The organism is Nocardia sp. NPDC049737 (genome assembly GCF_040674755.1).
Lineage (GTDB): Bacteria > Actinomycetota > Actinomycetes > Mycobacteriales > Mycobacteriaceae > Nocardia.
On record NZ_JBFANH010000037.1, the window covers coordinates 18,802 to 34,529 of the forward strand.

Consider the following 15,728-nt stretch of genomic DNA (forward strand, 5'->3'; position numbering starts at 1 on the left):
GGCAGCCTACCGGGTCCCGGCAGCCACGCCTGACCCCGACGCGAACGGTTGGTGAATCTCTCCGATCATTCCGGGGGCGTCGGCGCCGCATTCCGGATCAGCTCGGCCAGTTCGTCCGGGCCGGGAAGTTCGGCGGGCGCGATGGTGCGTCCGGTGCGCACGTAATGGAATGCGGCGCCGATCCGTTGGAGCATTTCCGCTTCGGTGCCGTGGTCGCGCGCCGCCATAAGCCTGGCCCAGGCCAGTCGGTAGACGGCCAGCTGCATGGCGACCGCCGGCTCGTCGGCGGTTGCGGGTTCGGCACCGGTTTTCCAGTCGACCACGATCCAGCCGCCGCCGGGTTCGGCGAAGACCGCGTCCATCCGGCCCCGGATGACCGTGCCAGCGATCGAGGTTTCGAAGGGGATCTCCACTTCGAGCGGGCTGCGATGGGCCCATGGCGAGTTGAGGAAGGACTCCTGCATGGTGACCAGCTCGGTGTCCAGGCCCGCGTCGGCGGCAGTGTTGTCGGCCGCGCCGGGAAGTTCATCGAAGCCGAGCAGCCGGTCGGCGGCGAACCAGCGCTGCACCCAGGCGTGGAATGCGGTGCCGCGGCGGGCCAGTGGATTCGGCGGGAAGGGCAGTGGGCGGCGCAGGCGAGCGGCGAGTTGGGTTGGGTCGGCGCGCATTTCGACGAGGGCGGTTGCGGCGATCTGGCCGGGGAGTTCGACTTCCTGGGCGATGGCTTGGTCGGCTTCGAATTCGGCGAGGAGGGCGTCGACGTCGGCGGACCAGCCGTCGGGATCGGCGGGATCGGGCGCGTGGTCGGCGGAATGGTCGTGCGGCGGTGCGGGTTCGGAGGTCGGCGAGCCGAACTCGTCCGGGGGGGGCTCGAAGTTGTCGAACGGCGGCGCGAAGCCGTCTGACGGCGGCTCGAAGTCGTCGAAGGGCGGTGCAAAGCCGTCTGACGGCGGCTCGAAGTCGTCGAAGGGCGGTGCAAAGCCGTCTGACGGCGGCTCGAAGTCGTCGAAGGGCGGTGCAAAGCTGTCTGACGGCGGCTCGAAGTCGTCGAGCGTCCGCGCGAAGCCGTCTGACGGCGGCTCGAAGTCGTCGAGCGTCCGCGCGAAGCCGTCTGACGGCGGCTCGAAGTCGTCGAGGGGTGGCTCGAAGTCGGGTGTGGGCGACGGGAATTCGGGCTGGCCATACGGATTCGGCGCACCGGGGGCGCTCGCGGGTGGTTCGTAGTCGTCGAACGGTGCGGGTGCGTCGGGGTAGTCGGGCGGGGGAACGTCGGCATACGGATCGGCCGACAGCGCGACCGCGGCAGGATGGTCGACCGTTGTTCTCGGGTCGGCCAAGTTGTCGGTGGCAGGGTCTACAGTCGGTGTCATGTCGAGATCATGGGGCGCGCGGTCCACGAAATCGGCTGCGGCATTTGCCTTGTCGCGGGTTGCCGGCGGGCCCGCACGATTCGTCGCCGCGGGCTGTGCCGCGAGTTCGGCGAGGGCGGCGCGGACAAGGGCCGCACCCTGTTCGACGGGGTCGCGGCGGTTGCCGAGAGGGTCGCGGGGCCATTCGGCGGTTGCGGGGTTATCGGTGAAGGGGTTGACGGCGTCGACGTCGGGGGCATCGTCCCAGCGGTCGATGGTGACCGCGCCATGGGCCGGGCTGTCGGGGGTTTCGCTGGCGAGTTTGAGTTCCAGGAGGAAATCCGACGGCCCCTTCGAGGTCGTGCCGGTTTCGGCCCAGTGGTGGGCGGAGACGAACAGGACGCGTTCGGTTCTGGTGAGAGCGACGTAGAACAGGCGGCGGTCTTCGTCGATGCGGCGGCGGTCCAGGGATTCCTTGTGGGACTTGATCGCTCGTTCCAGATCGGCGCGGTCGTAGAGGTCGGCGAGATCGAGTACGGGGACGCCCTCGGCGGCATCGTCCTGTCTGCGGTCACCGCGCAGGGAGGTTGGGAGTTCGGCGAGCGCGCCGAGCCAGGTGCCCGAGGCCGCACCGGAAGGGAAGACGCCGCGGGTCACATGCGGTACTGCGACGATCTCCCATTCCAGCCCCTTGGCCGCGTGCACGGTCAGCACCTGGACGCGATCCCGTGCGACCTCGACTTCGCCCGGTTCGAGGCCGTTTTCGACGGATTCGGCGGCGGCGAGGAAGGCGAGCAGGCCGCCGAGCGAGGCGCCTGAATCGCTGGCGTAACCGGCGACTACCTCGGCGAAGGCGTCCAGATGTTCGCGTCCGGCACCGGCGCCGAGCATGGCGCGGCGGGCCTGGGTTTCCACGCCGACGCCGATGGTGCGCTCCACATCCGAGACCAGTTCGGCGAGCGGCTGACCGCTGCGCTCGCGCAATGCGGCGAGTTCTCGGCCCAATGCGACGATGCGTTTGAATCCGGACAACGAATACTGTTCCGGCGGACCGGGATCGGCGATCGCATCGGCCAGGCCCGCCTGTTCGGCCGGTTCGGGAGCCACCTCGCGCAGCGCCTCGGCCAGTGCGGTCGAATCGGTGATCTCGTTGACTTCATTGCCGTGCAGACGGCCGATCGACAGATCTCTGGCGCGGCGAGCGAGTGCGGCGAGATCGGCGACGCCGACGCGCCAGCGGGCACCGGTGAGTATGCGCATGGCGGCGCTGCCCGCACCGGGTTCGGCGATCAGCCGCAGCGTCGCGACGATATCGGCGACCTCAGGGGTGGCGAGCAGACCGCCGAGGCCGACGATTTCCACCGGAAGGCCTTGTTCGCGTAGCGCTTCGGCAAGGGGGGCGGCATCGGCATTGCGACGCACCAGTACGGCCGAGGTCGGCGACGGCTCCCCTGCTTCGCGTTTGGCCGACCATTCCGCCGCGATCCGGACGGCCACCCAATTCCGTTCGTCGGCAACGGTTTCGGTGAGTGCCAGTGCGACAATGCCCGGTTCGGCATCGGGTTTCGCGCGCAGTGCGTCAACGGTTACGCCGCCGCTATCGATGGCATTGCGACGCAATGGCTCGGCGACCAGATTCGCCAAAGCCAATGCCTCCGGCGGGTTCCGCCAGCTGGTCAGTAGCGGCAGGATCGGCGCGGGAATGCCTGGAGCGCTCGGGAAATCGGTGGCGAACCTGGGCAAGTTGGCTGCCGACGCACCGCGCCAGCCGTAAATGGACTGCATCGGATCGCCGACCGCGGTTACCGCCAGTCGCTGTTCGCCACGACTGGTTGCCCTTTGCTCGGCATCCGACCGACGCCCGCGCGTCGCATCGCCGTCACTGCGGCGATCCTCGGAGTCGGCCCGATGGGAGCCGGAGCCGCTTGCGCCACCGTCGGGCACACTCCGATAAGGGCCGGGGTCGCTTCCGCCAGGATTGAACGCACCGCGTTCGGAGCCGAACTCGCCCCCACCGGCATCGAACTCACCGTCGTCGGAGCGAGGTTCCCGGCGAACGTCGGGGTCGATCGGCGTATGGGACGACGGGGGCCGGTCGACCCCGGTGTCAGCGGTGGACTTCGATGGGCCGGTGGCCTTGGGTGAGCGCCTGGCCTGCGGTTGCGCAGAAAATCCGCCGAAAAGCGAGGCGAGCAGGATGCGTTGGGCGTGGCCGGTGTCCTGGTATTCGTCGAGTAGGACCAGGCGGAAGCGGGCGCGTTCGGCGTCGGCGACTTCGGGATGTTCGGCTGCGAGACGGGCGGCCAGCGACATCTGCGCACCGAAATCCAGTGCGCCGCGGCGGCGTAAGGCCTCGGCGAGCTGTTTGACCAGGGGCAGCAGGGCGACACGTTCGCGCTGCACCTGGACGATGTTCTGCAGGGCCTGGCTCGGTCCGCCGCGTTGGCGTGGCCCCGCGGGCAGGGTGTGGACCAGTTTTTCGAGTTCGGTGTGGGCCTCGGCGAGTTGTTCGGGTTCCACCAGATGTTCGGCGAGTTGGCCGGACAGCGCGAGAACGGCCTCGGTCACCGAGACCGGGGTGCGGTCGGTGTCGAGGTCGCCGTCCCAGTTGCGGACCACCTGGTGGGCGAGCTGCCACAGCTGGGTTTCGGTCAGCAGCGTCGCGGCGGGTTCCACCGGCAGCAGCAGGCCGTGCTGGGTGAGCAGGCGGCCCGCGTACGAGTGGTAGGTGCTGATCTCGGGTTCCGCGCCGGAAAGTTGGGCGCGCAGCTCACCACCGGTGTCGATGTCGCGCAGCAGCGGTGAACCGGCCAGCCGGGCCAGCCGGGTGCGGATGCGGGAGGTCAACTGCTGGGCGGCTTTTCGGGTGAAGGTCAGGCCGAGTACCTCGTCGGGCAGCACCAAGCGGTTGGCGACCATCCACACCACGCGGGCGGCCATGGTCTCGGTTTTGCCCGCACCCGCACCGGCGACGACCAGGGTCGGTCCCGGTGGGGCCGCGATCACCGCGGCCTGCTCCCCGGTAGGTGGTGGCAGGCCGAGCGCCTCCGCGAGCCGGTTCGGCGATACGCTCACTCGTCGGTCACCTGCCTTCCGGTGTCCTGGACGGGGCAGCTACCCGCGACCGAACAGTGCCTGCAGCCATCGTTGCGCATGGCGAGGTAGCTCGGGCCCTGGGTTGCGGCAGCGGCATCATGAATCGTGCCACGCCATTTGTCGAGCGCCTCGGCATCCAGCGGAGGTTGCATGCGCTGCGTGGCGCCCTCCCTGCTGCTGGGCTTGGCGACGTAGACCAGCCGCGCACCGCCGGGTTCGCTTGTGGTGCCGAGCGGTTCGCCAGAGCCGGTCTCGCTGATGTACGGGCCCGATTCGCCTGCGGCAGATTCATCCTGCGCGCGGCCGGATTCGGAGGTGGACTCGCCAATGGTGATGTCGAGTGCGCCCGCGGCGGCGGCCACCTGATAGGTGGCGAGCTGGGCGTGGTCGGCGGCGGCCTGTTTGGTGACCGGCGACTTCCCGGTCTTCACATCGACGATGACGAACCGGCCGAAGGCATCGCGCTCCAGTCGGTCGACTCGGCCGCGGATCCGCACGGCAGGTTCGTCTTCCGTGCGCGGTGGCAGTACGCAGTCGACCGGGACCTCCACACCGGCCTGGGTCAATTCACCCCGGGTATTGCGCACCCAGGCCATGAAGGTCTCCAGCATGGCCTCGGTACGGCGCAGTTCCTGGCGGGAATGCCAGCCGGTGCCGGGATCGATGGCCTGCCACGCCTTGTCCAGTGCGGCGCGGACCTGCGATTCGGGCACCTTGCCCGCCAGCGCCTGGACGAGGGTGTGGACCAGATTGCCCTTGACGGCGTGCGGGTTATCGCCGTCGGTGCCGCCGTGACGTTCCAGCGCCCAGCGCAGCGGGCAGGTGCGCAGCAGTTCGACGGTGGACGGGGACAGGGCGACGGCGGTGTCGTCGTCATCCCAGAGCGAACGCGACGAACTGAGATCGGCTGTGCCATACCATTCGTCGGGATGCGTACCCGGCACACCGGCGTGAGCCAGCCGGGCCAGTTGGTGGGCGGCGCGACGTCTGCGTTCCAGTTCGGCCTCGGAATCGCAGACCACACCGCGCAATTCGGCCACCAGCGCATGCATGACCAGGGCGCGGCCCGGATCGGCGACCGGAAGCGCGCCGGGTTCGCTGTCATCGTCGTGGCCGAGAAGTTCAGCGAGGAATCGGGACGGCACAAGATCGCGTTCGCCTGACACCGACTCCACGGCGGTGACCAGTAGCGAGCGCCGAGCCCGGCTGCACGCGACCAGCAGCAGTCTGCGCTCCTCGGCCATGATCGGGGCCGCCCGGCTCACCACCGCACCCGCGTCGACAATGCCCGCAGTGAGGTCGACCAGATCCTCGGTCTGCAGCAGGGTGCCGCGCGGGCGCGGATTCGGCCAAATACCTTCCTGCACAGCGGCAACCGCGACCACATCCCACTCCCGGCCCGCGGATGCGTGCGCGCTGAGCAGTGCGACCGCCTCCCGTGGCGCAGTCAGCGATCGAGTGTCATGCGGAATCTCCTGCTGCACAAGGAATTCGACAAAACCCTCAACGCTCGCGCGCGGCAGTCGATCCACATAAGCGGCTGCGGCATCGAATAATCCGACGGCGGCATCCAGATCGCGATCGGCCTGCATACCCGCCGCCCCACCGCGTTCGGACTGCGCCACCCACCGGCGCTCCAACCGCGACCCGGTCCACAGCGCCCACAGCACATCCTCGAGACCGGCACCACGCCGCCGAGTCTTGACTGCCCGATCGAGCGCGTCGAACACCCGCTTCAGCGGTGCCGCCTCGACATCGGTGAGCCGCTCCACGATTCGGCGATCTGCGCGGCCGACCAGCAGGTCACGCAACACCTCCGCCGAGGATTTATCGACATACCCGCGCCATTCCGAATCGCTGTCGTCCGGTTCAGGTGCCGAAGAGTCCCCTTCCTGGTCGCCGCTGCTCCGTGCGGAAGCGACTGTGTCTCCCCGATCGGTTCGCAGTGAGTTCCGTTCGGCCTCGCCCGCACCCAGCTCAGCGCCATCCGTACTTCGCCCCGCATCGTCGACGTCCCACTCGGCGCCATCCATGCTCCGCCGGGTCTGGTCGATGTCCCGCTCCGAGGCATGTGCGCCCAGTTCAGCCTGGTTCGTGCTCGGTTCAGCGTCATCAGCGCCTCGCTCGGCGGCGGCATCCACGCCACGCCCAGCGCCCTCTGCGGCCAACTCGGACTCGCCCCGGCCCCGTTCGGAGACATCTGCACGTCGATGTACCGCTCCCCCGTGTCCAGGGTCATCACTATCCGGAGCGGAATCGTCGATGTCCGATCCGGACTGGTCACTCTGCCATTCCAAATCTCGGCTACTGAATTCCGGCTCGATGCCGTACCAATCGGCATCGTCGGTAATCCGCTCGACTCGGCTGATATTCCGTTCGGACGTCGTCACGTTCCGTTCAGAGCTGTCCGCTCTTGACTCGAAGCCTTCCTGCTCCAGCGGAAACGCTTCCTCCTCCGGTGGGAAACCCTCTGCGGTCCAATCGGGTTCATCGCCCGTCACGGAACTCGCACGCGCCTGTGCGGCCTTGGCTTCGCTGCGTGCGGACTCCAGCACACTGCGCCGAATACCACGACGCAACCGACGCAGAGTTATTTGATCGGCACCGCCGAGCGGCCCTGCCAGCAGATCCAATGCGTCTTCGGCCGAGAACATCGCCTCGGCCGCACGCCGACGCCCACGACGCTGCGCATCCTCCGCGAGTACCGCGCGCAATGCGAGCAGCATCCAGGCCGCGCCGCGACGCCGGGCCAATGGCGCGTCCAGTGCGGGCTGTTGTACGGGCACTCCGGCCGCCAATAGGGCGCGGCGCAGCGGAGCCAGTGACAATGGCACCGAGCGGACGATCACCGCCATGCGCGACCACGGCACACCATCGGTGAGATGGGCGCGGCGCAAATGGTCGGCGATCAGGGCTGCTTCCTTCGCGGGAGTGGCCAGCACCCGCACGCGCACCTCGGTGTCGTCGTCCTTCGGCGCCACCGTGTGATCGGGTGCCGAAAAGCGTTGTGGCGCACTTCCGGGCAACTTGGCCGCGATCCGCGCGACGGCCAGTTCCACCGCGCCGCCGGATCGGTGGTTGTCCCGCAGGATGATTCGCTGTCCATCGGGTGCGGCCAGGTCCGCGACGAAGCGCGAATCCGCGCCGCGGAAGGCGAATACCCCCTGGTCCGGATCGCCCGCCACGACCGCCGTATGCGCGGCCGTGCCCATCACCCGCACCAGCAGTGCGGCCTGCGGATCCAGATGTTGGGCATCGTCGACCAGCAGGTATCGGATCCGATTGCGTTCCGCGGCAAGAAGTTCGGCATCACCGGCCAGCGCATCCAGTGCGGCTCCGACGAGCTCGGCCGCATCCAGCGCGGGCGCGGTCGCCTCGGGTGCTTCCACCCCGACCGACCAGCGCAGCAGCATCGACTGCTCGTACCGGACCGCGAATTTGCCCGCCGCCACCCATTCCGGCCGACCGTGCTCGCGGCCGAGCCGCACCAGATCCTCGGGTCCGAGTCCGCGTTCGGTGGCCCGCAGCATGAGATCGCGCAACTGTTCGGCGAATCCGCCGAGGCCCAGTGCTGGTTGCAGTCGTTGCGGCCACAGTCCGCTCGCCCCGGCCGCGATATCGATCAGGTCGCCGCGCAGCATTTCGCGCAGTTCGGCATCCTGCTCGGCACCGGTCAGCAAACGCGGCGGCGGATTGCCGTGTGCGCTCGCATGTCTGCGTAGCACCGAGAAAGCGTAGGAATGCAATGTGCGCACCAGGGGTTCCCTGGTTGCGCCGGGCACCCCGCCCTCGGCGGAGTTCGGATCGGTCAACCGCGCGGTAATGGCGTCGCGCACCGTGCTCGCCGCCTGCTTCGAATGGGTCAGTACCAGCACCGATTCCGGATCCGCGCCCGCCGCGATGCGCTCGGCGGCCAGATCGATCAGCAGTGCGGTCTTGCCGGTTCCCGGTCCACCGAGCACCTGCCACGGCCGCCAGTCCGGTCGAATCGGGCCGACCGCCGCCACGGCGTCGAACAGCGCGCGAACATCGGCACCCCAGGTCCGAGCCGGGGGTGCCGCCACATTCCGGCGAACAAGTCGCACCGCGCTATCCGATCGCACCACGCGGGCTATTGCAACAGACACCTCCGACACGCCACGCGGGCGATTCACCGATCGGTGAGGTCGGACACAACGCCTGGATCTGCGACGGATTTCCAGATGCGCCAATATGAGACCTGTGTCGCCTCTCAATGTGTACCGGTTCGGACCTGACGACGGGCCGAAGGTCTTGGCCCTGCACGGTGTCACCGGCCACGGCAAACGCTGGGAGGAGCTTGCCACCCGACATCTGCCCGAGGTCCGCCTCATCGCCCCCGACCTGCGCGGACATGGGCGCTCGACCGCATTGCCACCGTGGAACTTCGAGACCATCGTCGAGGATCTGGTCGAACTGCTCACCGCGGAGACCGACGAACCGGTGGTCGTCGTCGCGCACTCCTTCGGCGGCGCCTGCGCGCTGCACCTCGCCCACCACCATCCGCACCTGGTGCGCAAGCTGATCCTGCTCGATTCGGCGATCGCGCTGGCGGCGGAGCGCCTGATGGATATCGCATTGTCCAGCCTGGCCTCACCGGACTACGACACGGTCGAGCACGCCCGCCAGGACAAGATCGCGACCGGCTGGGGCGAGGTGCAGCCGCGCCTGCTCGAGGCCGAACTCACCGAACATCTGATGCCAACCGCCGACGGCCGGGTCGGTTGGCGGATCAGTCTGCCCGCCATCAACTCCTACTGGGGTCAGCTGGCCAGGCATTATGTGCTACCGCCGGTCGATCTGCCGACGATCCTGGTGCAGGCCATGAAGGTGGTGCCGCCCTTCGTCACTCCGGAGTTCCGCGGCGCACTCACGGCGCACATGGGCGCGAATCTGACCGTGCTCGAATGGGACTGCGATCACATGGTCGCCCAGGCCCGCCCGGCCGAGACCGCGGCGCTGATCCGATCGGTCCTGTAATGCCCACCACCGATGCCGAGGTCGAACGGGTGCGCGCGCTGGTCGCGGCCGTGCCGCCGGGCCGAGTGGTCACCTACGGCGATATCGCCGCGGCGGCCGGATTGTCCACCCCGCGCACGGTCGGCTGGATCATGCGCACCGACTCCGCCGATCTGCCGTGGCATCGGGTGATAGGCGCGGGCGGTAAGCCCGCCGCGCATCTGGCCGATCGGCAGTTGCACCTGCTGGCCGCCGAGGGTGTGCCGATCCGCGAGGGCCGAGTGGACCTGCGCGCCGCGCGTTTTCCGCTCCCGTAAACGCCCCCGCCACCCTCGATCGGCGGTTAACGTTGAATCATGTCCACCCGCCTGGCGTGTGTCGTCTTCGACGCAGACCGGCCCCGGTTCGTCGCGAATTTCTGGGCCGAGTTGCTGGGTTGGTCGGTGACGGTCGACCGCCCCGACGAGGTCGATGTGGCGGCCCCGGATCCGGAGGGCCTCGATCTGGCCCTGACCTTCTTGCCCACCGCGCGCGCCAAGGACAGCAAGAACCGGATGCATCTGGATCTGGCCAGTCGCTCGCTCGATCATCAGCGGGTGCAAGTCGACCGCGCACTGGCGCTCGGCGCTCGTCACGTCGATATCGGCCAGGGCGCGGTGCCGTGGGTGGTGCTCGCCGATCCGGAGGGCAACGAGTTCTGCGTGCTGGAGCCGCGCGAGGAGTATGTGGATACCGGCGCGGTCGCCGCCATCGTGATCGATACCCACGATCCGGCGCGGCTGGCCGAGTTCTGGTCCACTGCCTCCGGCTGGCCGCTCGCCTCCGGCGGCGCGCCGGTGGTCGGCCTGCGCTCGGCGACGGGGCTCGGTTCGTGGCTGGAGTTCGTCCATACGCCGAATGTGAAGAGCGGCCGCAATCGAGTGCGCCTGGACCTGGCGTCCTTCCCCACCGACGATCCGGCCGCCGAGGTGGCCCGACTACGTGCGGCCGGCGCGACCCCGGTCGATGCGGACGGCGCGCCCGGGGTGGTGCTCGCCGATCCGGAGACGAACGAGTTCTGCCTGCGCCGACCGGCCCCGGACTATTCGACGATTTAGACCTGCGACCGCTGGAACCAGACCGCCCTCCCCGGATCTATACACCCGACGAATTAGCATGTCGGCCATGCCCTCTCTCGCGCCAGGCGCTGACCGGTGACCACCGCCGACGCGATCGTGCTCGCGGGCGGACGCGCCAGCCGCATGGGGGGCGTTGATAAGCCCGCCATCGTGATCGGCGGTCGATCCATGCTCGATGCGGCCCTGGCCGCGGTTGCGCGGTGTGCGCGGACCGTGGTGGTCGGACCGCGTCGGCCCGAATTGGACGCGCGGATCGTGCAGGTGCGGGAGGTGCCGCCGGGTTCGGGTCCGGTCGCCGCGGTGGGGGCCGGGTTCCGCGCGCTCGGCCCGACCGCCGCCCCGCTGGTGGTGGTGCTCGCGGCGGATCTGCCGTTCCTGTCGCAGGTGACGGTGACGGAGTTGATCCGGCACGGCTCCGAATCCGGTGCGGATGCGGTCTTCGCGGCCGACGAATCCGGTCGGCCGCAGTATCTGATCGGCGTGTGGCGACGGACGGCGCTGGCGGCTGCATTGCAGCGGCTGGATTCGCTGATCAATCAACCGATGAAGGCGCTGATCCCGGCCGATACGGTCACCGTCACCATGGCCGGTATCGCCGATTGCGATACCGAGGAGCAGGTGCGAACGGCCCGGATGGCTTGGGACGCCGGTGCCGTCGGTGAGTATCGTCCCGCATCTGCGGCTGCGGTTTCCGCAACGCCGCTGCCGCTGGACGAGGCACGGGATATCCTGCGCACCAATATCTCTCGGCTCACCGAGTACCGAGCCGAATTGGGTTCGGTGCGCGGCGCCGCGCTCGCCGCGCCGCTGACGGCGGTCGGATCGCTGCCACGCTTCGACGTCTCCGCGATGGACGGATACGCGGTAGCCGGTGACGGACCGTGGCGTCTGCGGCGTGATGTCGGCTTCGCGGGCGGTCGGCGGCCGGTCGGGCTGCTGCCCGGTGAGGCGGTGCGGATCGCCACCGGGGCACATGTGCCCGACGGCACCACGCGGGTGCTCCGTGACGAATTCGCGCGGATCGAGGATGACAAAATGCTGTACCAGCATGAGGATTCCCCGGCGCGCGACGATATCCGCCGCCGCGGCGAGGACCGGGCCCCTGGCGACCTCGTCGCTCCCGAGGGCACACCGGTCACGGCCGGGCTGATTTCCGCCGCCGCCAGTGTGGAGGTGACCGAGGCGGTGGTGCGCGGCCCGGTGCGGGCCCGCATCATCATGACCGGTGACGAGATCCGCAGCACCGGCCCGCTGCAGACCGGTCAGACCCGCGACTCGATCGGGCCGATTCTGCCGGATGTGCTGTCCGGGTACGGAATTCGTGCGGTCGATCAGGTGCACCTGCGCGATACTCCGCGCGGCTTCGACGAAGTGCTCGGTGCGGCGGACGATTGCGATCTGCTGGTAATCGTCGGTGCGACCGGCGGTGGCGCGGCAGACCAGCTGCGCGCGGCGATCGCCCGCGCCGAGGCTCGAATCCTGGTGCACCGCTTGAAATTACGTCCGGGCGGTTCCACTATTGTCGCCGAATTGTCCAGCGGTACCACTGTTCTCGGCCTGCCAGGAAATCCCTTCGCGGCGGTTGCCGTACTTATGGCGCTGTCGCCCGCACTCGTCGAGGGCCGAACCGGCAGCCATCGGCTGCGACCACTGATCGGGCCACTGCGCAATGCGAGCGCGATCTCCGGACCCGTCCCCCGCATCGTCCCGGCGCGTCTGGCCCCCTACGGCGGTTGGCTGGGCGATCCGCAGATCCGCACCACCCATCTGGGCGGCCTCGTCGACCGTGACGGCCTGGTCGTCGTGCCCGCCGAGGCCACCGACGACGACCTCGTCGAATTCCTCCCGCTCCGGGTGTAAAGAATCGATTTCTTCTTCCACTGAAGATGTCCGCTCGCTATTGTGTGATGGTTAGGCGAATACAACATCACTTCGGAAAGGACCGAGTGGAGATGGCTGAAAAGTCGAAGAAAACGCCTAAGAAAATGCCCAAGCAGATGGAACGGCAGCAGCAACAGCAGCGCCAGGACCAGGGCATGAACCGATCCGGCCCGATCAGCGATCGCGACAGCGATCAGCGAGGCCAGGGTTCAGAGCGGCGAGGCGCTGACCAGCGCCGAACCGGACAGCACTGATCTGAAACGGGCCGCCGGTTCCTCCATGTGGGCCGGCGGCCCGGCTGTGCGTGGCCCGCTTCGTTCCACTTCGGCTTCCCGTCCGGGATCGACTGCGAACGATTCAGGCCGGTCCAGGACCGAGTTCCGTATCGTCCGGCACATTATTTGCGTCATACATTTCGGCCGACCAACCAATAAAATTCGAAGTGCCCATCGAACGCCCATACGCGGCTCGAATTGCACTCAAGGACGCCCACCCCGGAAAGTGACCTTTTGCCACATGAATTGTGCGCACTCATCGCATGACTACGTTCGGCGAACTCGGGTGGAGGGGTCAGGCGCAGTAGCGCCGGGTGACGGCGGAATCGGGGCTGCGGACTGCCTTCAGGAGGTGGCGTGTGTAGTCGGCGCGGGGAGCGGCGAATACGTCTGCGACGGGGCCGGTTTCGACGACAGCGCCCTCGCGTAGGACCCCGACGCGGTCGGCGACCTGGTGGACCACCGCGTGGTCGCGGCTGATGAACAGGCAGGCGACGCCGTGATCGGTGCGTAGGTCGGCGAACACGCTGGCGAAATTAACAGCCGCCCCACCATGCGGTCAGCGTTTAGGCGCACGGTGCGCCAAAGGCTGGTGACCTCGGCGGGTGGCGGCTTTGACTGCCATGATGCCTGTCGGATCCCATGCTCGCGGTTATGAAGGTTTCACCGGCGCCATCGGGCGCACCACCGCTGACTCCACACCCGAATGGACCTATCCGCCCACCGCCCCCGAGGGTGCGCCCAACATCATCGTGGTGCTCATCGATGACATGGGATACAGCGATATCGGCCCGTTCGGCTCCGAGATCGAGACCCCGACTCTGGATCGGCTGGCCGCCAATGGTCTTCGGCTCACCAATTACCACACCACCCCGCTGTGCTCGCCCTCGCGCGCCTCGCTGCTGACCGGAATCAATGCGCACCGTGCCGGTTTCGGCTTCGTCGCGAATGCCGATCCCGGATATCCCGGTCTGCGTCTGGAACTCGCCGACGATGTGCTGACCCTGCCGGAAATACTGCGCGCCAACGGCTATGCCACCTATGCGGTCGGCAAATGGCATCTGGTCCGCGATGCCACGATGAACCCTGCGGCACATCGGGATTCGTGGCCGACCCAGCGCGGCTTCGACCGCTACTACGGTTCGCTGGAAGGACTGAACTCCTTCTACTATCCGAATCAGCTGGTTTCGGACTCCTCGGTGGTCGATATCGAGGAATATCCCGAGGGGTACTACCTCACCGACGATCTGACCGATAAGGCGATCAGCTATATCAAGGATCTGCGCGCACACGATGCAGCCAAACCGTTCTTCCTGTATTTTGCCCATGTCGCCATGCACGGACCGTTGCAGGCCAAGCCGGAGGATCTGGCCAAGTACCGCGGCCGCTACCGCGAGGGCTGGGACAAACTGCGACAGACCCGCTTCGCCGATCAGCTTGCCGCAGGCCTTTTCCCGGAAGGGACAAAGCAGAAGCCGCGCAATACCGAACCGGGATACGAAGCCGCGGAATGGGATTCGCTCACACCCGAGGAGCAACGGCGCTTTGCCAGGTATATGGAGGTTTACGCGGGCATGGTCGACAGCATCGACCAGAGCCTGGGCCGCATCCTCGACACCCTCGAGCAATTGGGCGAACTCGACAACACCATCGTTGTGTTCACCTCGGATAACGGCGGCACCGCGGAGGGCGGACCGGAGGGCACCCGCACCTATTTCGCCGAATTCGCCCATATCACCGATCCGGACTGGGTCGGTGACGTACCGCATGACGAGGAGTTGATCGGCACCGCGAAACTGGGTGTGCACTATCCGCGCGGCTGGGGCCAGGCCTCCAATACGCCATTCCGCTTCTACAAGGGCCAGACCTTCGCGGGCGGGGTACGGGTACCATTCCTGCTGTCCTGGCCGAGAGGACTGCCGCGCACCGCGGCCGATGACGGCATCCGGCACGAGTACACCTACGTCACCGATCTCGCGCCCACCCTGCTGGAGCTGGCTGGGCTGCGGCGACCGAGTGTGCGTAACGGCTTGCCCGCCAAGGATTTCGATGGCATTTCCGCGGTCGAGACGCTGCGCGATCCGCGGGCGATTTCCAAGCACACCGAGCAGTACTCGGAAATGGTCGGCAATCGGGGTTTCTACCGCGACGGCTGGAAACTGCTCTCGCTCTATGAGCCCGGCACCGATATCGATGCGCCGCAGTGGCAGCTGTTCGACGTTCGCACGGATCCGACCGAACTGCACGATCTTTCGGAGCAGTTCCCGGATAAAGTCGCCGAACTCGCCGCCGCTTGGGACGAATCCGCCTGGGCGAATACGGTTTTTCCGCTTGTCACCCGTCAGGATCTCGCACAGCGCCGACCGGAAGAGCGGCGTTTCTCCGCGCCGGTACGACTGCTGCCGGGCACACCGACTCTGGAGCGCTATCGCTCGCAGCGACTGATCGCCTACCGCGACTTCACGATCGAAGCCGAAATCGGCGGGTACCACCCCGGTGACGAGGGTGTGCTCGTCGCGCACGGTGATCCGCTCGGCGGCTATGTGCTCTACCTCGAGGACGGCCGAGTCGTATTCGGGCTCAACAGCTATGGCGTCTACAACGCCGTGACGAGCGAGCCGCTCGCGGCGGGTGTCCAGCGGATCACAGTGCGCGCCATCGTTCGTCCCCGGTTGCGCTCGGATTTCGTCATCGAGATCGATGGCGTACCCGGTCCGGAATTGCGCGATCAGGTGCAACTCGTCGGCATGTCACCGTGGACCGGTATCTCCGTCGGCGTCGATGCCCGCGGCCCGGTCTCCTGGGAGCTGCGCGAACGCCGCGGCGCCTTCCGCTTCACCGGCGACCTGCGCGCGATCACCTACACCCCCGGCCCGATCCAGGTGCGCCAGCAGACCATCGACGCGGTCGAGCGCGAGGCGGAGTTCATCGCGGAATGAGCCAGCTGCTCCGACGACTCGGATTTCCGGCGGCACCGCCCGTCCGATACCGTTGACCAGGGACAACACCCCACTCCGCACGACCGAAGGACG

9 protein-coding genes are annotated in these 15,728 nt (G+C 67.8%); 6 read left to right on the top strand and 3 right to left on the bottom strand.

The genetic code is table 11. From position 1 onward, the window contains the following. Positions 1 to 65: 65 nt before the first annotated feature. The gene (locus AB0J47_RS35865) at positions 66 to 4,424 is read right to left on the bottom strand and encodes a UvrD-helicase domain-containing protein (RefSeq protein ID WP_364356789.1); all 4,359 of its coding nucleotides are present in this window, start codon (positions 4,422 to 4,424) and stop codon (positions 66 to 68) included. Next, entirely contained in the window at positions 4,421 to 8,548 is a 4,128-nt protein-coding gene (locus tag AB0J47_RS35870; RefSeq protein WP_364356915.1) for a PD-(D/E)XK nuclease family protein, read from the bottom strand. The genes AB0J47_RS35865 and AB0J47_RS35870 overlap by 4 nt, the downstream gene beginning before the upstream one ends. 109 nt (positions 8,549 to 8,657) lie before the next feature. Between AB0J47_RS35870 and AB0J47_RS35875 the strand changes: the two genes are divergently transcribed. The 5 genes from AB0J47_RS35875 to AB0J47_RS35895 all read left to right on the top strand — a co-directional run bounded on the left by AB0J47_RS35875 (position 8,658) and on the right by AB0J47_RS35895 (position 12,675). Next, entirely contained in the window at positions 8,658 to 9,443 is a 786-nt protein-coding gene (locus tag AB0J47_RS35875) for an alpha/beta hydrolase (RefSeq protein WP_364356792.1), read from the top strand. Next, positions 9,443 to 9,739 (top strand): MGMT family protein, encoded by a 297-nt coding sequence (locus AB0J47_RS35880; protein ID WP_364356795.1) that lies wholly within the window; start codon positions 9,443 to 9,445, stop codon positions 9,737 to 9,739. Before AB0J47_RS35875 ends, AB0J47_RS35880 begins: the two co-directional genes overlap by 1 nt. Before the next feature lie 39 nt (positions 9,740 to 9,778). Continuing rightward, positions 9,779 to 10,519, top strand: a complete 741-nt coding sequence (locus AB0J47_RS35885; protein WP_364356798.1) for a VOC family protein — start codon at positions 9,779 to 9,781, stop codon at positions 10,517 to 10,519. A gap of 96 nt (positions 10,520 to 10,615) precedes the next feature. Next, positions 10,616 to 12,400: an NTP transferase domain-containing protein gene (locus tag AB0J47_RS35890; RefSeq protein ID WP_364356801.1), complete on the top strand. Its 1,785-nt coding sequence runs from the start codon at positions 10,616 to 10,618 to the stop codon at positions 12,398 to 12,400. A 92-nt stretch (positions 12,401 to 12,492) separates the two neighbouring features. Continuing rightward, on the top strand, positions 12,493 to 12,675 hold the full coding sequence (locus AB0J47_RS35895; RefSeq protein WP_364356804.1) for a hypothetical protein: 183 nt from the start codon (positions 12,493 to 12,495) through the stop codon (positions 12,673 to 12,675). 316 nt (positions 12,676 to 12,991) lie between these two features. On the opposite strand, the gene AB0J47_RS35900 is transcribed toward AB0J47_RS35895, so the two are convergent. Further along, positions 12,992 to 13,222 carry a hypothetical protein gene (locus AB0J47_RS35900; protein ID WP_364356807.1) on the bottom strand — a complete coding sequence of 77 codons (231 nt, stop codon included), beginning with the start codon at positions 13,220 to 13,222 and terminating at the stop codon, positions 12,992 to 12,994. A 100-nt stretch (positions 13,223 to 13,322) separates the two neighbouring features. On the opposite strand from AB0J47_RS35900, the gene AB0J47_RS35905 reads away from it, so the two are divergent. Then, positions 13,323 to 15,635 carry an arylsulfatase gene (locus AB0J47_RS35905; protein WP_364356810.1) on the top strand — a complete coding sequence of 771 codons (2,313 nt, stop codon included), beginning with the start codon at positions 13,323 to 13,325 and terminating at the stop codon, positions 15,633 to 15,635. Positions 15,636 to 15,728: the final 93 nt, after the last annotated feature.